The sequence below is a fragment of the Nitrosomonas oligotropha genome (genome assembly GCF_009833085.1).
Lineage (GTDB): Bacteria > Pseudomonadota > Gammaproteobacteria > Burkholderiales > Nitrosomonadaceae > Nitrosomonas > Nitrosomonas oligotropha.
Genome location: NZ_QRBZ01000028.1, coordinates 21,676 through 42,371, shown reverse-complemented (window position 1 = coordinate 42,371; position 20,696 = coordinate 21,676). Strand labels below are relative to the sequence as shown.

The 20,696-nt window shown below is 45.4% G+C and carries 21 protein-coding genes; 11 read left to right on the top strand and 10 right to left on the bottom strand.

Features of this window, described 5'->3' with window-relative positions; genetic code table 11:
• Positions 1-138: 138 nt before the first annotated feature.
• The 8 genes from cheA to ABD07_RS09520 form a co-directional block, all read right to left on the bottom strand.
• Complete coding sequence (cheA, locus tag ABD07_RS09555) at positions 139-2,340, bottom strand: chemotaxis protein CheA (protein ID WP_108698692.1); 2,202 nt, start codon at positions 2,338-2,340, stop codon at positions 139-141.
• Between the two features lie 131 nt (positions 2,341-2,471).
• Positions 2,472-2,837: a response regulator gene (locus ABD07_RS09550; protein WP_090318542.1), complete on the bottom strand. Its 366-nt coding sequence runs from the start codon at positions 2,835-2,837 to the stop codon at positions 2,472-2,474.
• A gap of 53 nt (positions 2,838-2,890) precedes the next feature.
• Positions 2,891-3,475 (bottom strand): hypothetical protein, encoded by a 585-nt coding sequence (locus tag ABD07_RS09545; protein WP_160818090.1) that lies wholly within the window; start codon positions 3,473-3,475, stop codon positions 2,891-2,893.
• Positions 3,476-3,765: 290 nt separating this feature from the next.
• Positions 3,766-5,004 carry an EAL and HDOD domain-containing protein gene (locus ABD07_RS09540; protein WP_160818089.1) on the bottom strand — a complete coding sequence of 413 codons (1,239 nt, stop codon included), beginning with the start codon at positions 5,002-5,004 and terminating at the stop codon, positions 3,766-3,768.
• A 161-nt stretch (positions 5,005-5,165) separates the two neighbouring features.
• On the bottom strand, positions 5,166-5,960 hold the full coding sequence (locus ABD07_RS09535) for a GGDEF domain-containing protein (RefSeq protein WP_108698695.1): 795 nt from the start codon (positions 5,958-5,960) through the stop codon (positions 5,166-5,168).
• Positions 5,961-6,174: 214 nt separating this feature from the next.
• The gene (locus tag ABD07_RS09530) at positions 6,175-7,878 is read right to left on the bottom strand and encodes a GGDEF domain-containing protein (protein ID WP_160818088.1); all 1,704 of its coding nucleotides are present in this window, start codon (positions 7,876-7,878) and stop codon (positions 6,175-6,177) included.
• A 145-nt stretch (positions 7,879-8,023) separates the two neighbouring features.
• A complete protein-coding gene (locus ABD07_RS09525) occupies positions 8,024-8,656 on the bottom strand; it encodes a response regulator (protein WP_107803953.1) in 633 nt (210 codons plus the stop codon).
• 15 nt (positions 8,657-8,671) lie between these two features.
• On the bottom strand, positions 8,672-10,243 hold the full coding sequence (locus ABD07_RS09520; RefSeq protein ID WP_160818087.1) for a hybrid sensor histidine kinase/response regulator: 1,572 nt from the start codon (positions 10,241-10,243) through the stop codon (positions 8,672-8,674).
• Positions 10,244-10,546: 303 nt separating this feature from the next.
• Here ABD07_RS09520 and ABD07_RS09515 point away from each other — a divergent pair, with 303 nt between their 5' ends.
• From ABD07_RS09515 to ABD07_RS09480, 8 genes are all read left to right on the top strand, one after another.
• Entirely contained in the window at positions 10,547-12,010 is a 1,464-nt protein-coding gene (locus ABD07_RS09515; protein ID WP_108698699.1) for a flagellin N-terminal helical domain-containing protein, read from the top strand.
• A gap of 98 nt (positions 12,011-12,108) precedes the next feature.
• Positions 12,109-12,480, top strand: a complete 372-nt coding sequence (locus ABD07_RS09510; RefSeq protein WP_160818086.1) for a flagellar protein FlaG — start codon at positions 12,109-12,111, stop codon at positions 12,478-12,480.
• A 28-nt stretch (positions 12,481-12,508) separates the two neighbouring features.
• Positions 12,509-14,479, top strand: coding sequence for a flagellar filament capping protein FliD (gene fliD / locus ABD07_RS09505; protein WP_160818085.1), 1,971 nt, complete (start codon positions 12,509-12,511; stop codon positions 14,477-14,479).
• Positions 14,480-14,517: 38 nt separating this feature from the next.
• Positions 14,518-14,946 carry a flagellar export chaperone FliS gene (gene fliS, locus ABD07_RS09500; RefSeq protein WP_107803948.1) on the top strand — a complete coding sequence of 143 codons (429 nt, stop codon included), beginning with the start codon at positions 14,518-14,520 and terminating at the stop codon, positions 14,944-14,946.
• Positions 14,947-14,984: 38 nt separating this feature from the next.
• Complete coding sequence (locus ABD07_RS09495) at positions 14,985-15,320, top strand: flagellar protein FliT (protein WP_108698703.1); 336 nt, start codon at positions 14,985-14,987, stop codon at positions 15,318-15,320.
• A 71-nt stretch (positions 15,321-15,391) separates the two neighbouring features.
• Entirely contained in the window at positions 15,392-16,435 is a 1,044-nt protein-coding gene (fliK, locus tag ABD07_RS15285; protein WP_160818084.1) for a flagellar hook-length control protein FliK, read from the top strand.
• Positions 16,422-16,745 carry an EscU/YscU/HrcU family type III secretion system export apparatus switch protein gene (locus ABD07_RS09485; RefSeq protein WP_160818083.1) on the top strand — a complete coding sequence of 108 codons (324 nt, stop codon included), beginning with the start codon at positions 16,422-16,424 and terminating at the stop codon, positions 16,743-16,745. The genes fliK and ABD07_RS09485 overlap by 14 nt, the downstream gene beginning before the upstream one ends.
• A gap of 2 nt (positions 16,746-16,747) precedes the next feature.
• Positions 16,748-17,533, top strand: a complete 786-nt coding sequence (locus tag ABD07_RS09480) for a flagellar brake protein (protein WP_160818082.1) — start codon at positions 16,748-16,750, stop codon at positions 17,531-17,533.
• 47 nt (positions 17,534-17,580) lie between these two features.
• Here ABD07_RS09480 and ABD07_RS09475 read toward each other — a convergent pair whose 3' ends face one another.
• A complete protein-coding gene (locus ABD07_RS09475; protein WP_160818091.1) occupies positions 17,581-17,922 on the bottom strand; it encodes a YnfA family protein in 342 nt (113 codons plus the stop codon).
• 68 nt (positions 17,923-17,990) lie between these two features.
• Between ABD07_RS09475 and ABD07_RS09470 the strand changes: the two genes are divergently transcribed.
• From ABD07_RS09470 to ABD07_RS09460, 3 genes are all read left to right on the top strand, one after another.
• Complete coding sequence (locus ABD07_RS09470; RefSeq protein ID WP_160818081.1) at positions 17,991-18,245, top strand: Rho-binding antiterminator; 255 nt, start codon at positions 17,991-17,993, stop codon at positions 18,243-18,245.
• 78 nt (positions 18,246-18,323) lie between these two features.
• Complete coding sequence (mutY, locus tag ABD07_RS09465) at positions 18,324-19,394, top strand: A/G-specific adenine glycosylase (RefSeq protein WP_160818080.1); 1,071 nt, start codon at positions 18,324-18,326, stop codon at positions 19,392-19,394.
• A 10-nt stretch (positions 19,395-19,404) separates the two neighbouring features.
• The gene (locus tag ABD07_RS09460) at positions 19,405-20,019 is read left to right on the top strand and encodes a 5-formyltetrahydrofolate cyclo-ligase (protein ID WP_160818079.1); all 615 of its coding nucleotides are present in this window, start codon (positions 19,405-19,407) and stop codon (positions 20,017-20,019) included.
• 22 nt (positions 20,020-20,041) lie between these two features.
• Here ABD07_RS09460 and ABD07_RS09455 read toward each other — a convergent pair whose 3' ends face one another.
• Positions 20,042-20,656 carry a flavin prenyltransferase UbiX gene (locus ABD07_RS09455; protein WP_160818078.1) on the bottom strand — a complete coding sequence of 205 codons (615 nt, stop codon included), beginning with the start codon at positions 20,654-20,656 and terminating at the stop codon, positions 20,042-20,044.
• Positions 20,657-20,696: the final 40 nt, after the last annotated feature.

The window sequence follows — 20,696 nt, the reverse complement described above, 5'->3', positions numbered from 1 at the left end:
TTAGAAATTCATTCGCCATTTGGCTGGCATTCGGATTGACTGAATTAGAAGTCGTAATTGCTGCTTGCTCTTGAGACATGGCGTATGATCCTGATTAATAAGTTATTTTGGCATAAAAATATCAACTACCTAACTGGTCTATACCATTTCTTGCTGGCATGCCAACACAAGTGCAGTAGTGTCCAGAATAAGCGCAACCTTACCATCGCCCATAATTGTCGCGCCAGAAACACCCTGTACTCTGCGATAATTACTTTCCAAGCTTTTAATCACAACCTGATGCTGTCCGATTAAATCATCCACAAACAATGCCGCTTTGTGTCCCTCGGCTTCAAGGATCACCAGAATTCCTTCATGAACTGCGGTCACATTCGGATGCAAGTTAAAAATTTCATGTAGTGCGATTACAGGTAAATATTCACCGCGAACCTGCACTACGCGTCCATGACCACTGACTGTCTTGATATCTGTAGCTGTCGGTTGCATCGATTCAATAATGTAATTGAGCGGCACAATAAACATTTGATCCCCGACCGCCACTGACAATCCATCAAGAATTGCCAGAGTTAATGGTAATCGGATAGATATGCGTGTCCCCACACCAAGTGCCGACTCAATATCAATGCGCCCGCCCATGCTTTGAATATTACGTTTCACAACATCCATCCCGACACCACGGCCAGATACATCGGTAACTATATCCGCGGTAGAAAAGCCAGCTTCGAAAATCAGCAACCAAACTTCCTGGTCAGACATGCCATCGCTGACTGGCAAACCACGTTCTTTGGCTTTGGCGAGAATTTTTCCTCGATTCAAACCGGCGCCGTCATCGCTGACTTCTATCACAATGCTACCGCCCTGGTGGAAAGCACGTAATGTAATCGTGCCTTGCGCAGGCTTGCCCGCCGCAATACGCTTCTCGGCTACTTCTATGCCATGATCAAGACTATTTCTCACCAAGTGAGTTAACGGGTCAGCGATCTTCTCGATCAGACCTTTATCGAGTTCAGTATTTTCACCGACAGTTTTCAGTTCAACGCGTTTATTTAATTTCGCTGCCAGATCTCGCACAACACGCGGGTATCTGCTGAATACAAAGCTAATCGGCATCATCCGGATTGACATCACAGACTCCTGCAGATCCCGCGTATTCCTTTCTAATTGACTCATGCCACTCAGCAATTTCTCAAAAATCACAGGATCAAGCTGCGACGCTGTTTGCGCTAGCATTGCCTGGGTAATCACCAACTCACCCACGAGGTTGATCATCTGATCAACTTTTTCTATGCTGACTCGTATCGATGAGGTTTCACTGGCGGAAGCAGAGGCCGACGCACTTACCTTACTGGAAGGCTTATTCGTTATGTTCTGCGCTTCATTCTTATTGCTATGGGTGTTTTGCTGAGGCGTTGAACTCAGCTGTGACTCTGAGTCATCGACATCTTTGGGTGCCGCTGGAGCTCCAGGGAAAAAACCATAACCAGGGGCAGGCGGCATATTTGCTATTGAAAGTTCATCGTCACCGGAAAATGATACTGCAGCAGAGTCTTCATCACTAGAATAAGGCTCCGCAACTTCTGTAGTATCTGCAACACACTGGGTTACAACCTCGATCTTTAAGTTTGCCGGATCAACAACAAAGGCCAACGTTTCCCAGACATCCTCTTCACTACTGGCAGTCGTAAGTTTCAGTTTATGTTCTTTTCCGACTGCTGAGGCTTCATTCTCAAAACTGCCTAAGCGCTTCAAATTAGCAAATAAGTTTTCAACCGCCGCATCACTCATCCCGGAACTGGAAAACTCTACGCGATAAGTCAGTTTCGCGACATCATTCCCTGATACAGCTTCACTAATCGCATTATTAGATGGTCTCCCACTATCGGTCTCTACTGGGATAGCTTCTACTCCAGCGCCAAAATCCGCTACGGCTTCAGAAGGTGCTGTAACTTGTGTTTCATCACTCAGTTTTTTCAACTCCTCGCAAACTTCCGCTGCAACTGCGGGATCTGCTTCGCCTTCTCCACGATGACCTGCTAGTTGGGCCTTAATGACATCACCGGCTCTCAAAAATGCATCCACCATTTCACTCCGAACCGCAAGCTCCCCTTTGCGTAATCTATCCAGCAATGTCTCCAACATATGCGTCATCTCCGTCATATCTGTAAAACCAAAAGTACCAGCTCCACCCTTGATAGAATGCGCTGCACGAAATATAGCGTTCAAATCTTCCAAATCTGGCGAATTTACATCAAGCCTCAGCAGGCATGCCTCCATATCCGCAAGCAATTCTGAGGATTCTTCAAAAAATATTTCATAAAACTGTTCGAGATCTGTACTCATAGATAACCTGTTTCACGTTGAGTTGTTAGGCCAACACCCTTAAGAAGCGAGAAAATAGAAGCAGTAAATATTTAATTTTACAAATAAATATGCTATCAGCAACCCATTAATCCGTCTGGGAATATAAATATCTAACCAATTACTTTACCGATTACTTCCAGTAATCTTTTCGGATCGAATGGTTTTACCAGCCAACCAGTAGCACCTGCCGCTCTGCCTTTTGCTTTAATTTCATCACCGGACTCGGTCGTTAGGATCAAGATAGGAATATTTTTGTAGTGTGCCAATTTGCGGAGCAGCTCCAGTAATTTAAGCCCATCCATGCGTGGCATATTGATATCAGTTAGTACCAAATTAACCTGATGATAATTAGCTTTATCTAACGCATCTTGACCATCGACTGCTTGAATGACTTCATATCCGGCGCCTTTCAGCGTAAAAGCAACCATCTGCCGGATGGAAGCAGAATCATCCACTGCAAGTATTGTCTTAGCCATTTATCTCACTCCTATTGCTAATATTGTTAATTTGTCTGATAAAAACATGCACACTAAAACAGCTCAATATCACCCATCTGCATACCTTGCTGCACAACCGGCTTTCTCTTGCTTTTAGTTCTTGCCATATTCACTGCTTTAGAAATCCCTTCATGTAGTGTGTCTAACGTATTTTTACCTGCATTTTCTTTCCAGCTTCCTTGTCGCTCAATGCGTTGCAGTTCAATATTCAATGCTTCCACTTGCCGCGTAGTATGTGCAAGCAATTGCGTTACCAGATCACCGAACTGTAATGAAGTAACAGCCATTTCTAGTTCCTGCTCGATCTTGTCAGCAATAACCATCTGTTTTTCCAACAACTCCAGAATAGGTTTACTTCCTTCAGGGGCAGCCATTTTTTCAATCGCCAAAACCATATCATGATGTGATTTGGTCAAATTACTGATATAGCCAAAATTAATAACCAAATTATTAACCGCATCACTTACAAGCCGGTCGACCTGATTTAATTCTCCCTTGATACTCATAAAGTATTCGTCAGCTTCAGCATTACATAACACACCGTCCTGCTCTATCAACGCTGATTGATGTGTTACTTGGCTATCAGATTTGCCCTCAGCCGCTTGCAGCTCAGCCATAACTTTCTCCTCGTCGCTCATCTTGATCGAAGCTATTAAACTGCCATTCAACTCAGCAAATCCGCTACTTACTATTCTCTGTTTGCTTATAGTCCCAGCTCACAGAAACTAATAAAGCTGTCTCGATAAGTACCTATCAAAGGTTTTCACTAAATCACAAAATTATTTACACTCAACAGGTTAACGACATTAATTCGAATAACTTTAGTATCTGAGAAATAAAAAACTATGCTATGTGCTGACCAGAAATCAGCAGTGAATGCTTTTACTTCGATAGAAAATACTTCATATTAATTAGCTGCTTCACCAATCCGGTTTGCCCATTCAATTGCTTGTATCTCGATATCAGCTAGTTCGCTCAAGCTTAAAAAACCCAACGCCGACAGAATCGATTGAATTGCAGCAACCTCACCTTTTTCATTGGCTTCAATGAGTTTCAATTCCTGACCTAAACGCCCTTCCCGGGTCAATAATGCCTGACTCATGTCATCCGGGATCCCCAGCTTGTCAATGATTTGTTGCATTTCAATACCCAGCAGCACATCCAGCAGCGATAGTATTCCCACCATGAATGCTCTTTCCTGATGATTTTTGTCATGAGGACGTTCCGCCGTTGCGATTAACTCCATTAATTTCCCGCGCGCTGCTGCTGTTTGCATTAATGCATTCGACATACTATCGTCGGATTGATTAGCGGTATAAAGCAACAGCTGTATCCATCTTTGCAGTTGCTTACGCCCTAAGATCATGATTGCATGTTTGATGGAATTGATTTTTTGAGGCAATCCGCTTGAAACTGAATTTACCATGCGCATCAGGTTGTAGCTCAAACCTGGCTGATGCTTAAACTCCCGCTCGAGCTCTTCGATATCACTGTCACCCATGACCAATGTCAGTAGCTTCAACAATGAAAGTTTGCCTGGATCGGCGCGTTTTACCGCCATCACTTCAGGCTTTGCGAAATAATAGCCTTGGAACATCTGGAAGCCCAATTGCATACAATATTTCTCTTGTTCCCGGCTTTCCACTTTCAGCGCCAGAAGCAATACCGGCCAGCGGTTTAATTCGGTAACCAACTTTGTGAGCGCATCCTGCTCAAGTGCGAGTACATCTACTTTCACCACACTCACCACAGGCAGCAATTGCTCCACTTTGTTATTCATTTCAACAATATTGTCCAACGCAAACTGATAGCCTTTTTGCTTCAGCTCGTTACAGCGCTGCATGAATTCTGGTGTTACCGTTGCTGTTTCTTTTATTTCCAATACGACATGCTTACTAGGCAATAAACTGATAATGTCACTCATCACCAACTCAGGATTAGCGTTAATAAAACCACGCTGCTTCCCCAATACATTCTGAATTCCTAACTGACAATAAGCGTTGATAATGACATTCGCTGATGCGGATAAATCATCTGTAATTCTGACCGACTCTTCAGTTCCTTCTTGTCTAAACAGTAACTCAAATGCCACAAGATTTTGATTACGATCTAGAATTGGCTGCCGCCCAAGAAAAAAACCTTCCATTTATTCCCTCGCGTTAATTTATCTTTTTTGTTTAAAAGTTTTAACTCATCGGCTGCGTTACACGTTTCTTAAGTATTTTTTATTATTCATACGCACTGTTGGTCAGAGTCCCGGCTTGGCCACAACAAAACTCACATTCATGAGAATTTTGTCTGAGTTCGTCAGATCAATGCAGGAATAGCGCGATTTTTTCCTGTGCGTTTCGCTTGATAAAGCGCTTTATCCGCTCGGCTTATGACTGAATTTTGATGCTCGCCGAACGAACGTAGCGCGACACCGGCACTAAACGTTATCGGCAATATTTGGTTATCCGCTTGAATTGAGTAATTCTTAGTCAAGTTATTTTGTATCCGCTGAATAACAGTCAGCGCATCTTGCATCTCAACATCGGGCAACAAGATGACAAATTCTTCTCCGCCAAAACGCGCCACAATATCGGAAGGCCGAAGTGTTTCTTTGGCTACGGTAACAAAATTAATCAGAACACTATCGCCGTATTGATGACCAAGGTTGTCGTTGATTTGTTTGAAGTTATCCAGATCAACCAAAACAACCCCCAGTGATTGCGCATTCCGGTCTGCCCGGGCTGCTTCGCGCTTAAAAATATCTTCTAAACCACGGCGATTAAATGCACCGGTCATCTGATCCGTCTGCACAAGCCCTCTTAACTGCTCCAGCTCACTCTTCAGAGATTCAATCTTTTGTTCCGCGCGTTTTACTTGTTCCTGCGCGGTAAAAACTTCATCACTAAATCTCAGCCCCCGGGTTTCTGATAACACAATGTCGAGAATCCCGATGATCTCATCAGCGTTATTTGTTTTACGAATCTGTTCGGCATATCGTTCTACTTGCTTGTAATAGTCCTCAGAATCAATCATAGGTTTCTGCTCACTTTTAATAGCATTTGTTGATTTAACCAATCTCAGCATTCTTTTTTGTTTAGTAGCTTCTTGCATGGCTATCCTCCTCAATGGACATCATTAAGTGCCAGACTACGCCAGTTCGGGAGGTAATTCGTTGGATTGCGAAGGAGAACCCATTCCGGTATAGACTGCCATGTCAACAACGTTAACAGAGCGGTTCGCGAATGGATTGAATGAATAAAAAGGGAAATCGGTGCTATTTACCGACAGAAAGCATAAATACTTTAACTAACAGAATATTACAAAACTAATCAGCGATGATGATTTGATTCTTACCACCTTTTTTTGCACGATATAAAGCTTCATCGGCTCGCTTGAAAACACTTTCCTGAGATTCGTCCGCTTGTAACTGTGCGACACCAGCGCTAAAAGTTATGAGTAAGCGCTTATTCTCGTGCAGGAAGAACTTCTTGGTTAAGTTGCGCCGGATTCTGGATAGAATCTGAACCGCCTCTTCAAGACTAGTGTTCGGCAGCAAAATCACGAACTCTTCACCGCCATAGCGTGATACGACATCTTCGGGACGTGTCGTATCCTTAACGGACTCAACCAGATAAACCAGGGCATCATCCCCCACTTTGTGACCATGCGTGTCATTCAGCAGTTTGAAATTATCAATATCGAGCAACGCAAAACACAATGGCGTCTTATGGCGTATTGAACGGGAAGTCTCCCGCTCAAAAGCATTATCCAAGCCACGCCGGTTCAGTATTCCGGTCAAATGGTCTTCATGAACTTTTTCACCCATTTCCTGCAACTCGGTTTCGAGTTGATTGATTTTATCCTGCGCCAGACTCACTTCGGCACGCGCCGCCAGAAAATCATTACGGTAGTTGAGCGCGCTTTTTTGCATCTGCTTGGTTTCTTCCATGATCTGCACCAGCAGTTGATTCAGCTCTTTTATATCATCCGTTTTGCTGATTATCTCGGAATATTGTTCAAGCTTTTCCTGATACTCGCCCGTCGTATCGCTGAGTTCTTCAATATTGGTGATCAGTGAAGTCACCATCTTCTTCAGTGTCAGCTTGGCTTCACTCAAGTTACGCCGGATAATTTCCTGCCGCTGAGTGATTTCTTCCAGATAATGCTCTGCTTGCTCGATGACCTGAAAATCCAGCGGTCTGGATATCGTTTCGCGTAGTTTATTGATCTGCGCGCCGACCCATTGGTCTTCGGCCAGCAATTCACCCGTACTCTTCATCAGCATATTGAGCAGTTTGAGCAATCCTTGCTGCAATTTCCGGCCACTCTCACCATGCTTATCAAACCGCCGGCAGAATTGCTTGAACTCCGCGGAAAACTGCTCCATTTCCGCCATCTCTTCAATCTTGCGGACTTGACGAGCCAGCGCTTTGGCTTCATCCTCCAGCGCAGTATCATCTACTTTTGCGGCAACCACTTGTTCTAGCACTTGAGCCAGCAGCTCCAGCAACTGATCAGTGAAATGACTGACTGAATGGTTGGACTCCACGGCGACTTGCTTGGGTTTCGCGGCTTCCTGATCCGCGCCGGTTTGTGCAATCGCATCTTCAACTTCAATCGCAGCACTTGACTCTTGAGCCGCAGCAGCCAAAGCGCCCCACGAATCGATCAGCGCCTTCAGCTTATTGTGCAACTGTTTTGAATCTTTCGAAAACTTGGTCAGAACCCGGTTCACCCCTTCTTTTTTCTTCGCGGTTGTCAACGTGCCATGCTTGCTTTCCAGTTGTCTCAACAGCGTCTCTATTGTTTCTCCCCAGCCTGGAACGGTACCAATAGTTGTATTCTCGGTTGACGGTTCGAGACTTGCTGCACCGGCAATTGCTGAATTGGTATTTTCTTCCGGATTACCTGAAATCTGGTTATACAATTTATGATAATTGTCAGGGGTCGGCGGAATTCTAAGCGTTGCAAGCTGCCGCAGCGTTTCACGCGCTATGATGGTTGGGTTGGAGTCTTTTAGTTGCTTCATAAAATTGGCCAGAATTTATTACTGTATTAGCAGCAGTTCATAGAGTTCAAAAGTATCGGCCAAGCCGCACAAATCTTAATCATGGTCCGATGAGAAAACCGGAAAAATGGATTAAAAATTAACTTCCCGCGACAACAATGAAAAATCAGTCGACCAATCTATTTTTAATCGCATAGCGTATGAGCTCGGAATTATTAGTTAGCTTGAGTTTTTCCAGCAAACGGGCTCGATACACGCTAACTGTCTTGGGGCTCAGGAACATCTCGGCCGATATCTCCGACAATGTCTTGCCTGCAGCAATAAAACACAAAGTTTGATATTCCCGGTCGGATAATGTGGTGTGAAGGGGTTTATCGACATCCGTGTTGATAATATTCGCGAGTTCTTGCGCCACCACCGGGCTCACGTACTTATCACCGGCGGCTACTTGGCGGATTGCCACTACCAATTGAGCGGGTGCGCTTTGTTTATTGAGATAACCGGATGCGCCCGCTTTCAGTGCGCGAATCGCAAATTCGTGTTCGTTATGCATACTGAGCATGAGAACGGCCAGGCTTGGCCTGTCTTTCTTGATTTGCTTCAAAATTTCAATACCGTTTCTGTCCGGTAAGGAAATATCCAGTAGCATGACATCGAAATCCTGCTGTCGTGCAATTTTGATTGCTTGGAATCCCGTCTCTGCTTCACCGGTTACTTTGATGTCATCGGTTTCGCTCAGTATCTGCTTCAGACCTTGACGAACAATTGCATGATCATCAGCAATCATCACACTTATCATGAATACCTCCGGCTCCTAGAGCCGAGAAACCTTCTTTTTCTTCTTCATTGCTTCCAGCTGCACCGGCCGTTCCAATTCACTCTCCAGCCCATTCACATGTCCAGGCTGGTTTTCCGGGTTACCTGTCGGTATGAGGATAGTCACTTTCGTTCCTTTCCCCATGTCTCCAGATATATGAAAATTGCCCTTCAATTGCTGACAACGTTCGCGCATGCCTCGTATTCCGAATGAATCCTGCTTTTCCATATCGATATTGGTAATACCACGGCCATTATCGATCACTTCAAGCAAAACCAATCCTTCTAACTCGATGAGCTTCACTTGTATACGGGTAGCATTGGCATGCTTGGAAATATTCGTCAGCGTTTCCTGGAAAACACGGAAAATCGCTATCGCCAAATCCGAGTCTAGCGATATTTCCTCATCTTCACACGAAACTTTACAGGCAATGCCGTTCCGGTCACTGAATTCTTTTGCTTGCCATTGAACAGCCGCCACGATGCCGCAATCCAGAATACCCGGACGCAAATCAAGAGAAATCCGCCGGGTGCTATCAATCACCCGATCGACAAGCGATTCGACCGATTTTGCTTTCTGTTGATAGAATTCCTGCGTTCTGGCCGTTGAGTCCATACAGGGAAACAACTCGCATTTAATGGCGGTTAATGTGCCACCGATATCGTCATGAATTTCGCGTGCAATTCGCGCACGCTCTTGTTCCTTGACTCTTTGCAAATAAGACGATAACTCCGCCAATTGTTCCCGGGAGCGCGCGATTTCTCTTTCCGCCAGCTTATTGCGCGTAATGTTGATCATGATGCCATCCCAGAGTGTTGCATTATCCGCCACTCTTCTGGGTGTCGCCCGCAGGCTGATCCATTTGATATCACTATCACCTTTCACCTGAATACAGCCTTCCCAGTTCCAGGTTGATAGCTGCTCCGCAGAGGTAATCATTAACTGCTGATAAGTTTTTTTGTCTTCCTGCAAGATCAATTCCGGAAACAGCTCCGGTCTATCCATCAGCATCTGGGGCGGCAATCCCAATAATGTCTCACTGGCATCGCTTACATATGGAAAGCTTGCTTGATGATTACCCGATAATAAAAATTGAAACACCACGCCGGGAAGATTGGAGGTAATCACTTGAAAAAGTGCTTCGCTCTTTTGTAACGCAGTCTGTGTGGTGATGAAACGCTGATAATTTTCAACTTCATGCAAGCTGCGCCGGATTGCCGGTACCAATCGGGCCAGATTTGATTTCATCATGAAGTCATAAGCACCCAAGGCCATGATATGTTCGGCTGCTTCCTCGCCTACGTGACTGGATATGATAATCAGCGGGATATCGAGCGCTTTGCTCTTTATGACTTGCAAAACTTCCTGAGCACTCAGTCGAGGTAAATCGTAATCCGATAGCACCACATTCCAGTCCCGGGTCATCAGGGCATCGTGCAAAGCTTCAGCCGTACTGACACACAGGCAGTCGGTCTTAAAACCGCCTTGCGAAAGTATTTGCAACACCCGATCGATATCCTTCTCGGAATCTTCGACCATCAGTATGTTCAGTTTCTCTTCATTAATCATCTCAGCATATTACCGGTTGAAGTCGATATAGCATATAACTTCTCTTAACTTGTCAAATTAACCGACTGAATATATTCCCAATTTTACAAGATAATTTTACGAGAGAAAATCGTTTTATACCATGAATAGCTCATATTAACCAATCGATTGGACAAAAACCATGAAAGTAAAATCCTAAACTTTTCAAAATGATTTCCGATAACTGCATCAACGGTGGTTACACACCCTCTTGGATTGCAGGGCAGCCAACGTCGTAAATGGCAATTATGCCAAAACAAATAGTTATCAAAAAGGAGAACCCAAATGCCACAAATCATTAACTCTAATGTAGCCTCATTAAATGCACAACGTAATTTAAATACTTCACAAACCGCGCTAAATACATCATTGACACGTTTATCATCTGGTTTACGTATCAATAGCGCCAAAGACGATGCTGCAGGTTTGGCGATTTCGGAACGGATGACCTCACAAATTCGCGGCTTAAATCAGGCTGTACGTAATGCGAACGATGGCATCTCTCTGTCGCAAACCGCCGAAGGTGCATTGGGCGAAATCGGCAACAACTTGCAACGTATTCGCGAACTGGCAGTACAGTCCGCCAATGCAACCAATAGTGCCAGTGATCGCGCTTCACTACAAGCTGAAGCCGCTCAATTAAGTGCTGAGGTAACTCGTGTGGCCAGTCAGACTCAATTTAACGGCCTGAACTTGCTGGATGGCTCTTTCCTTAACCAAAGCTTCCAGGTTGGCGCCAATGCAAACCAAACCATTAATATTTCTTCGATCTCGGATGCACGCGCCACTGCATTAGGTAGCCATATACTGACTACCAATGGAACTGCTGTAAATACAACAACTGCGGCTGGCGCCGATAACTCAGGGGGTAATGGCGTTACAGTTGAAGCTGCCTTGGTGCTTTCCAATAACAAAGGAGCCACAGGCAATATTGGTTACGCAGTAGGATCTGACGCAAAAGCGATAGCTTCTGCCATTAACGCCTCTGCTTCCAGCATAGGTATTACGGCAACGGCCACCAATAGCGCGACATTAGGCAGTATTGCTTCCGCTGGTACAGTATCTTTCGCTTTAAACGGCAACACTGTATCCGCCACGGTTACTGACACCTCGGATCTAAGTGGTTTAGCTTCTGCTATCAATGGATTGCAATCGTTAACTGGTGTTACCGCTTCATTTGCATCCCCGACCAACAAATCAGTTATCACACTGACGACAGCTGATGGTAGAGACATAGGAATCCAGGACTTTAATAATACTGGCGCGACAAAAACAGCCAATGTAGTTGCTGGCGCAACCACAACCACATTAACAGGCGGTGCAGCAACCGATTCTACGATTGCTACGGGTACTGTTGAACTTGCTAGTGCTGGTGGTCAAATATCTGTCAGTGGTGGAAATGCTGATGTATTTGGTGCTACTTCCAGTTCTTTTAACTCTGTTGCCACGTTGGATATCTCTACCGGAACCAACGCACAGACAGCAATTAAAACATTGGATGAGGCTTTAAAAGCCATCAATAGCTCACGCGGTGATTTGGGTGCAATTCAGAATCGTTTCAGTTCGACCATCGCAAACCTGCAAACTGCGTCAGAAAATTTGTCTGCTTCTCGCAGCCGGATTCAAGATGCTGACTTTGCCGCAGAATCTGCCAACCTAACGCGCGGACAAATTCTGCAACAAGCTGGTGTAGCGATTCTGGCGCAAGCAAATTCACTACCCAATAACGTTTTATCACTATTACGTTAAACAGATCGTAACAGATGATATTTCGTATTAAATAAAGCTGACAGAACGCGGAATTCAAGAAATATTCCGCGTTTCTCTCAACTTTAAGGAGTTACAACATGACTATCAATCAAATAAATACTATCGGCGCACTTCCACCGACTTCGCCACCATTAGCGACATCTCGAAAATTATCCGTATCTAATGCGGATGTAGTTGCATCGCCAGTTTCAACCGCAGGTCTCAAAGTTGATAATAGCCTGAAATCCGAAGATCAAGTTAAACAAGCTGTTCAAAAAATTCAAGGCACCGTGGATAATCTGGCACACAACTTGCGATTCTCAATTGATGAGGATACTGGGAAAACAATTATTAAAGTAATGGATGTGCATACCGAAGAAGTCATCCGCCAGATTCCATCAGAAGAAGCTGTTGAAATAGCCCGCACCTTAGACAAAGTCCAAGGATTGCTATTCAACGGAAAAGCATAATTACAATCATATTGAATAGAGTTCAGAAATGCTTTCATCTCCAGGAATCGGATCAGGCTTAGATGTCAATGGCATAGTCAGTCAGTTAATGAAGGCGGAAAGCCAGCCACTTGCCGCTCTCGATGCCAAAGAAGCTAAACAGCAAACCCGGTTAACCGCTTTTGGTACCCTGAAGGGAGCATTATCGTCATTTCAAAGCAACCTTGTGGCACTGTCCGATCCGGCAAGATTTACCGCCGTAACGGCTAATTTTTCCGATACAACATTGGCCAGTGCAAGCGCATCATCATCAGCAGTCACAGGAAGTCATTCTGTAGAAATCCAAACACTCGCTCAAGCTCAAAAATTAAAATCGGCTAACTTTACAAACACCAGTACTACGGTCGGCAGCGGCACTTTAACGATACAATTTGGCACATACAATAGCGGTGCATTTACGCTCAATCCGGATAAAGCCGCACAGTCTATTGTCATTTCCCCAAGCAATTCATCGCTATCTGGCATTCGTGATGCAATTAATCAAGCCAATGCTGGAGTAACCGCCAGTATAGTCAATGATGGAACAGGCAATCGCTTAGTTGTTGCATCTCAAGATACTGGTTTAAGTAATGCTCTGAAAATAACTGCGACTGATACCGATGGGAACAACACTGATAATGCCGGACTCTCCCAGCTTGTTTATGATGCATCGACCGGTGGCACGACTAACCTGACTCAAACGATGGCTGCTAGCAATGCCACATTGGTTATCGATGGTATCTCAATCAGCAAAGCGTCAAACAATATCACGGATGCTATTGAGGGCGTCACATTAAATTTATTAAAGGCAAATCCTGGTACCACATCGACCTTAAATTTATCGCGAGATACAGCGGGTATCCAGAATGTTGTGTCATCATTTGTAAAATCCTTTAATGATTTAAATAAGACGATTGTTGATCTATCGAAATATGATGCAGCAACAAAGCAAGCATCAATTTTAACTGGGGATTCAACAGTTAGATCAATTCAATCACGAATACGTAGTGCAATTTCCGATCCATTGACTACTGCGGGTGGTGGTTTAAGCTTACTATCAGAAACCGGCATTTCCTTTCAGTCAGATGGAACACTTAAATTAGATTCAGCCAAGCTATCAAAGGCTCTAAATGATCCAACCAAAGATATCTCAACGCTATTTGCCTCTGTTGGAAAAACCAACGACAGCCTCGTCTCATTTACCAGCGCTAAGCCCGAAACGATCAATGGCAAATACGCACTGAATATCAGCCAAATTGCAACACAAGGTACCGCAATAGGCAGCACTGCAGCAGCATTAACCATCAATACGGGGATTAATGATTCGCTGAATCTCACTATCGATGGCGTTAATGCCAATATAACACTCGCAGCCGGTACTTATACAGCAACCTCTCTGGCAGCTGAGATTCAATCAAGAATTAATGGCACATCTGCAATTTCCTCTGCAGGAATCAAAGTAACAGTGAGTCAGTCTGCTGGAAATCTAGCTATTACCTCAGATCGTTATGGCTCTGCTTCAACCGTATCGATTACGGGTGGAAATGGCAAATCGGATTTATTCGGCGCACCCGTTGAAACTGCGGGAGTAAACGTAGCCGGCACGATAAATGGCATCACTGCAACAGGTTCTGGTCAAACTCTAACCGGTGCCGCTGATAGCAGCGGGCTCGTGCTCAAAATAACTGGAGGCAGCACAGGCGCGAGGGGAGATATAGATTTCGCGCATGGTTTTGCAGCGAAATTGAATAAATTGGTGGGAGGAATGCTGAACGGCCAACTCATTGACAGCCGCATTGATGGCATAAATTCGTCTATCAAAGATATAGGCACACAACGAGAAACTTTAACTCAGCGCCTTGCTGACACAGAAAAACGAATACGCGCTCAATTTACCGCATTGGATACAACCATTGCCAGCATGACTCAAACCAGCAATTTTTTACAACAGCAACTATCCAGATTGCCAAAATCAGAATAACCAACAACCAGTCTCGTCAATAAATAAAGGGGTACAAAATGTATACAGCCATGAATAGTGCGATATCCGCTTACCAACGCGTCGGTGTTGAAACAGGAATTGAATCGGCCGATCCGCACAAACTCATTTTGATGTTATTCGAAGGTGCGCAAGAAGCTTTGGCAAAAGCCAAAATGCACATGCACCACAATGAAATTGCCGAGAAAGGGCAAATGATCTCAAAAGCTATCATGATCATTGATCACGGTCTGAAAGCAAGCTTGGATATGAATGCCGGTGGTGATCTGGCGGTTAAGCTCCAAGCGCTTTATGACTACATGGCATATCGACTTTTGGTTGCCAATATCCAGAACAATCTTGAGATTGTCAACGAAGTTAGTAAGTTGCTATCCGAATTGCATGGCGCTTGGAAAGAAATTGGACAAACCGGTGAAACACAAACTGCAATCAAAGCAGTCGCAGTCTAGCTCACAATTCTGTAATAAAAATAAGGGTACAAAGATAAATGGATAGTGTACAAACATTGAAAACATATGATGCTATTTTAGCAACAACTGGAAAAATGCTGGCAGCAGCTCAAAATAGCGAGTGGGATCAATTAATACAATTGGAACAGGAATGCAGGCAGTTAACCGAAGTACTTATTAAAAACGATCAGGAACCCATATTAGATGAAGAACTACTTCAAAAGAAAGTAAAAATTATCCATCAAATATTGGCTGATGACGCGCAAATCAGAGCGATCACAGAACCATGGATGATGAAGCTGCAAGATATGCTCTACACGAATAGCCGTACACGCGATCTTCAACTCGCTTATCAACCCGTCAGCAATCTATAAATACACATTAGAAACAATATGTCACACTCAGAACTCTTCCAATTCATTATTTAGATTGAAGATGAGTTGTCGTGATTCCGACCATAATTAAAACAGATGTAGCGGCAATTTCAAATCAAATCAAGCCAACCGCTCCTGTTACGCCTGTAACGGGGATACTCGATTCACAAACCTCTCCCGCAGAGTTCATACAAGGTCAAAAGTATCAAGCGCTCGTTGAATCCCGCTTATTGAATGGTGATTCACGGGTATTGGTTGCAGGCAGGTCATTACAAATGCGCCTGCCTGAGAATTTTCAACCGGGTAACAAACTGCAGCTCGTTTTCATTTCAAATGAACCGAAGCTTGAGTTTCTAGCTCTGAACGATACACCGTCAGATAGTGAAGCAAATAATACATCCATAAGTACCACCGGACGTTTCTTGGGAGCGCTGATGCAAAGCATCCTAAGTCAAACATCTGCAAACGCACCGAATACCCCAACCACGCAATCACTCAGCAGCTCCGTCCCTATCCTGACCAGTACGCCAATAAATAGCACTGATTTACCCAGCTTATTACAAAAAGCAATTGTTCAAAGTGGTTTATTCTATGAATCACACCAAGCACAATGGGTTAATGGAAAAAATACACTTGAAAACTTGCAGCAAGAACCTCAAGGAAAATTAATGCTGGTAGCGGCTGATTTGTCTACTGCCAAAGCGGCTGTACAAGCTTCGGTAAGTCCTGAGATGCCGGTGCACGCCCAAGCAATCCCACTGGTGCAACAACAGCTGACCACTCTGGAAACCGGTCATCTGCTTTGGCGCGGAGAAGTCTGGCAAGGGCAGTCGATGGAATGGGATATTTATGAACAACCCGCGGACGAAAAGGCACAAGAAAATGAGCTCGATCAAGCCGCGCAATGGCGTACACAGCTTCGCTTATCGATGCCGCAGCTGGGTGATATTACCGCCAGCATTGCGCTGAATGCAAATGGCATCAGCATCAAGCTGAACGCTTCGCAACAAGAAACTGCCGGTTTATTGAAGGGCAATCAATTACCGCTCGCCACCGGCATGCAATCCGCAGGGTTAAATATTCGCTCGGTAGAGGTCGAGTATGATGGAAAATGAGTCTTATCTTACTGCGGTTGCACTCGCTTATCGCGAAGGGCAAGTTGCCCCTAAAGTAGTTGCCAAAGGCCGCGGTCTCATTGCCCAAGAGATTATTAAACGCGCCAAAGAAAGCGGAATCTATGTGCACGAATCGAGTGAATTGGTTGCGCTGCTCATGCAAGTCAACCTTGACGATCGAATTCCGCCCCAACTCTACCTCGCTGTCGCTGAATTATTAGCATGGCTTTACAAATTGGAGCAAGGCAAAGCGACCTCAACCGCAAATAGCCTGAATAAAAAGATTACACAGAAAATTCTGGAGAACTAATAATGTTGCATACATCCGATCAAATCACCGAAGAACCAACCGTCTTTGCGCCCACTCAATTTTCTCGAGAAGAAACGAGTGAGAATTTCCGCATCCATTCGGAAATCGATATTCTTTTCATTCTTCGCGGGATTATGCAAACAAATTCATTAATCACGCTCTATCCCGATTACGCCAGTGATTTTATTTTGACTTCAATCCTCGCAATCGATGCGAATAAAAAAGAAATGGTGATTGATTACGGCATTGATGACAAACATTGCCAAAAAGCACTGCATTCCAAAGCATTGGTCTTTGTAACCACGCAAAATAGAGTAAAAATAGAATTTATTTGCGATCAAATCAGAAAAATTCAGTATGACGGTAAAGATGCTTTTGCGATCAATATTCCTAAGTCACTGTTACGCATACAAAGAAGAAATCATTTCCGTATCACCACTCCCATCGCCAAACCGCTTAAATGCGTCATCCCAATTCCAGGAAATGACGCATCCGCAAAAGCTGAAGTGGCATTACTCGATATCAGCTGTGGCGGAATCGCCGTGATTGACCATCATCCAATCATTAATTTTGATCCCGGCATGATCTATAGCGATTGCGTAATCGCGCTTCCTGAAATCGGGACCATCACGGTCACCATTCAGGTAAAAAATACCTATGAAATCACGTTGCGTAACGGACAGAACTGTATGCGCGCAGGATGTCAGTTCATTGAGCTGGCAGCCAGCATGGAAGCGATGATCCAACGCTATATCATCAAACAGGAGCAGATCAGAAAAATCAAATAATCGCTCGGGAAACAACTTGTAACGCCGGAATACGTCAGTCAGTTTTGCTATAAATACCGGTCCAGCTGTCTTCCATACATGATAACGATTACCCCTATCAAGCAGATACCTACTCCAACCCAATCCGTTATTGCCGGGCGGATCGCATCGACTGCCCACAACCACATCAGCGCCACACAGATATAAACACCGCCATAGGCGGCATAAACACGGCCAGCCGCTTGCGGATGCAGTGTCAACAACCAAACAAATATCACCAAACTGACCGCTGCGGGAAAAAGCAACCAGAACGACTTACCCCCTTTTAAATAGAGGTACGGCAGATAACAGCCGATTATCTCAGCGAGTGCGGTAACGGCGAATAAGCCCAGTGTTTTCAGAATTTCCATCATTTGATTTTGCGGCTTTAGTATCGTGTATATTATGCCCTCATACTATCACTTAAGGATTCATCGCCATGACTCAAAACGCAATCTCATGCGATCTTCATGATTTTGTGGAGGTTGCTTGCATGTACGGCTACCGGCTGAGACTCATCTTAAAAAACGATCAAATCATCGAAGGAAAAGCCATCGATATTGTCAATTCACCCGAGAAAAATGAATGCTTGGTGATCGATAGCGATACGCGGCAGCAAATCGAATTAATCCGTCTCGCCAAAATGGAAGTGCTAACACCCAATGCCAAATTCAGCGAAGTTATTTTCCCGTAAATCTTGCCAAAGCGTAATCGCAACATAGCATTCATGATAGTTTCTTCCGGCCATCCGCTCCGGCGCATTTGAGTTCTCATGTCGTTTATAGCATCCCGGCTCATCCATTGGCATAACGATCACGGCCGTCACCACTTGCCTTGGCAACGGAATCGCGATCCTTATGCGATTTGGCTATCTGAAATCATGTTGCAGCAAACGCAAGTCAACACGGTCATTCCTTATTACGCCCGGTTTATGCAGACATTCCCAACCGTTGCCAGTCTGGCGCAAGCACCGCTCGATGCGGTATTGGCTTTGTGGAGCGGGCTTGGTTACTATTCCCGTGCACGCAACCTGCACCGGACGGCTCAGAGGATCATGCAAGATCATCAAGGACGATTCCCAGCCAGCCGGTTAGCCATTCAGCAACTGCCGGGAATCGGGCGGTCCACCGCCGCCGCTATCGCCGTTTTTGCTTTCGGCCAGCGCGAAGCGATCCTGGATGGCAATGTTAAGCGAATCTTGACGCGTTATTTCGGCATCAGCGGTTATCCGGGAGAAACCAAGGTTCAGAGCCTGCTGTGGGAAAAAGCGGAAGCATCACTGCCCGTTGACCACAGCGACGGCGCGATTGAAATCTATACTCAGGCGCTCATGGACTTGGGCGCTACAGTCTGCATACGCAAAACTCCGCGCTGTGAAGTCTGTCCTCTGCAATCGCAATGCGTTGCATTCCAGGAACAACGTGTGGATCAATTGCCGTCCGCCAAACCCCGTAAGGCGTTACCACAAAAAGAAACCGTATTTTTATTGCTGATGCGGCAGAAGAAATTGCTTTTGCAAAAAAGAGCTTCTTCCGGTATCTGGGGCGCATTATGGTGTCCGCCGGAAATCGAAACCGGTACCGATGCGGTTCATTATTGCCAGCATCAGCTCGGCATCAAGGTTCACTCGCCGCTTGAGCTACCTGTTCTGGATCATCAATTTACGCACTTCAAGCTGCGCATTCATCCGCGCTTGCTGCACGTTGTGTCGGACGCCGCGATTACAAAACCGGAATCGATCTGGATCAACCCGGCTGATGCGCTTGAGCAAGGTATTCCTGCGCCGGTCAGAAAGCTGTTACAACAAAACTTTGTGTCTGATCACCCAACTGCGGATATTTAGGTCAAGGATTATGGACAATTTACCGGAATGGAAAAAACAGCAGCGCAAGCAATTGATCGCGGCCCGTGAAGCCATACCGGCAGAAATCCACCAGCAATGGAGCCAGGCCATTACCGGCTTTCTCAAGCAAGGCTTACCGCAGCCGCAAAAAATGATCATCGGGATTTATTGGCCATTTCGCGGCGAATACGATCCGCGCCCGATCACTCAGTATTGTTTGCAACAGGGTGCCATCCTGGCTTTGCCAGAAATAACCGGTAAAAACGAGCCGCTTTGTTTCCGCGAATGGTCGCCCAACACACCGATGAAAAACGGCGCTTACGGTATCCCGGTTCCACTGGAAACTCCGATTGTCCGGTTGGATGCGTTGATTATACCGATGGTCGGGTTTGATCAACACGGCTACCGCTTAGGTTACGGCAGCGGTTATTTTGACCGCACCTTGGCTACTTACGAACGCCAGCCGCTGACCATCGGTGTGGCTTTTGAGCTGCAACGGCTCGACAGCATTTATCCGCAGGCACACGACATTTCGATGCATTATGTGGTAACCGAAGCAGGAATCTTTCGCACTAAGGATCATCAGTTAATGCCCGCTTCGATACTGCAAGATACTTCTGAGTAACAACCGGCAAATAAATCGAGCTTCAGTTATCCATTCCCCAGCGCGCGATCAGATCATGCTTGACGCCCAGGTGATCCAGAATGCGGGCCACGACGAAATCCACCAAATCCTGCACCGTTTGCGGATGATGATAAAAACCGGGATTGGCTGGCAAAATAACCGCACCGCTTCGCGCCAGTTTGAGCATATTTTCCAGATGAATGACGGAAAATGGCGTTTCTCTTGGAACGATGATGAGCGGCCGGTGTTCCTTTAACATGACATCGGCTGCGCGTTCGATCAAATTCTGACTCAAACCGGCGGCGACCGCAGCCATGGTACCCATGGTGCAAGGACAGATCACCATCGCATCGGCCGGGTTAGAACCGGAAGCAACCGGCGCAAACCATTCCTCGCGTCCGAACACCCGCAACTGCCCATCCGGCACCTGATACCGGTGGTTAAAGAAAGCTTCCGTTTCCTTGGCGCTGGAGGGCAGCGCCAGATTCATTTCCTGTTGCGCAACGATCTGCGCCACTTTGGAATACAGCAGGTAGACTTGTTTACCTTCCCGCAACAGCATTTCCAGCAAGCGAATACCGTACGGCATGCCCGATGCACCCGTCAACGCCAAGGTAATTGTTTGAGGATTGTTCATCACATCCGTGTTGACTTGGAGGTCACTCCCGGAAAGGCTG

What these genes read in the sequence shown, in the direction of transcription:
- ABD07_RS09455 (WP_160818078.1), bottom strand. Translation starts at nt 20,656, where the DNA reads ATGAACAATCCTCAAACAATTACCTTGGCGTTGACGGGTGCATCGGGC.
- ABD07_RS09485 (WP_160818083.1), top strand. Translation starts at nt 16,422, where the DNA reads ATGATGGAAAATGAGTCTTATCTTACTGCGGTTGCACTCGCTTATCGC.
- ABD07_RS09530 (WP_160818088.1), bottom strand. Translation starts at nt 7,878, where the DNA reads ATGAAGCAACTAAAAGACTCCAACCCAACCATCATAGCGCGTGAAACG.
- mutY (WP_160818080.1), top strand. Translation starts at nt 18,324, where the DNA reads ATGTCGTTTATAGCATCCCGGCTCATCCATTGGCATAACGATCACGGC.
- ABD07_RS09480 (WP_160818082.1), top strand. Translation starts at nt 16,748, where the DNA reads ATGTTGCATACATCCGATCAAATCACCGAAGAACCAACCGTCTTTGCG.
- fliD (WP_160818085.1), top strand. Translation starts at nt 12,509, where the DNA reads ATGCTTTCATCTCCAGGAATCGGATCAGGCTTAGATGTCAATGGCATA.
- ABD07_RS09510 (WP_160818086.1), top strand. Translation starts at nt 12,109, where the DNA reads ATGACTATCAATCAAATAAATACTATCGGCGCACTTCCACCGACTTCG.
- ABD07_RS09550 (WP_090318542.1), bottom strand. Translation starts at nt 2,837, where the DNA reads ATGGCTAAGACAATACTTGCAGTGGATGATTCTGCTTCCATCCGGCAG.
- ABD07_RS09460 (WP_160818079.1), top strand. Translation starts at nt 19,405, where the DNA reads ATGGACAATTTACCGGAATGGAAAAAACAGCAGCGCAAGCAATTGATC.
- ABD07_RS09540 (WP_160818089.1), bottom strand. Translation starts at nt 5,004, where the DNA reads ATGGAAGGTTTTTTTCTTGGGCGGCAGCCAATTCTAGATCGTAATCAA.
- ABD07_RS09525 (WP_107803953.1), bottom strand. Translation starts at nt 8,656, where the DNA reads ATGATAAGTGTGATGATTGCTGATGATCATGCAATTGTTCGTCAAGGT.
- ABD07_RS09470 (WP_160818081.1), top strand. Translation starts at nt 17,991, where the DNA reads ATGACTCAAAACGCAATCTCATGCGATCTTCATGATTTTGTGGAGGTT.
- ABD07_RS09535 (WP_108698695.1), bottom strand. Translation starts at nt 5,960, where the DNA reads ATGCAAGAAGCTACTAAACAAAAAAGAATGCTGAGATTGGTTAAATCA.
- fliS (WP_107803948.1), top strand. Translation starts at nt 14,518, where the DNA reads ATGTATACAGCCATGAATAGTGCGATATCCGCTTACCAACGCGTCGGT.
- ABD07_RS09545 (WP_160818090.1), bottom strand. Translation starts at nt 3,475, where the DNA reads ATGGCTGAGCTGCAAGCGGCTGAGGGCAAATCTGATAGCCAAGTAACA.
- ABD07_RS09515 (WP_108698699.1), top strand. Translation starts at nt 10,547, where the DNA reads ATGCCACAAATCATTAACTCTAATGTAGCCTCATTAAATGCACAACGT.
- ABD07_RS09495 (WP_108698703.1), top strand. Translation starts at nt 14,985, where the DNA reads ATGGATAGTGTACAAACATTGAAAACATATGATGCTATTTTAGCAACA.
- cheA (WP_108698692.1), bottom strand. Translation starts at nt 2,340, where the DNA reads ATGAGTACAGATCTCGAACAGTTTTATGAAATATTTTTTGAAGAATCC.
- ABD07_RS09520 (WP_160818087.1), bottom strand. Translation starts at nt 10,243, where the DNA reads ATGATTAATGAAGAGAAACTGAACATACTGATGGTCGAAGATTCCGAG.
- ABD07_RS09475 (WP_160818091.1), bottom strand. Translation starts at nt 17,922, where the DNA reads ATGGAAATTCTGAAAACACTGGGCTTATTCGCCGTTACCGCACTCGCT.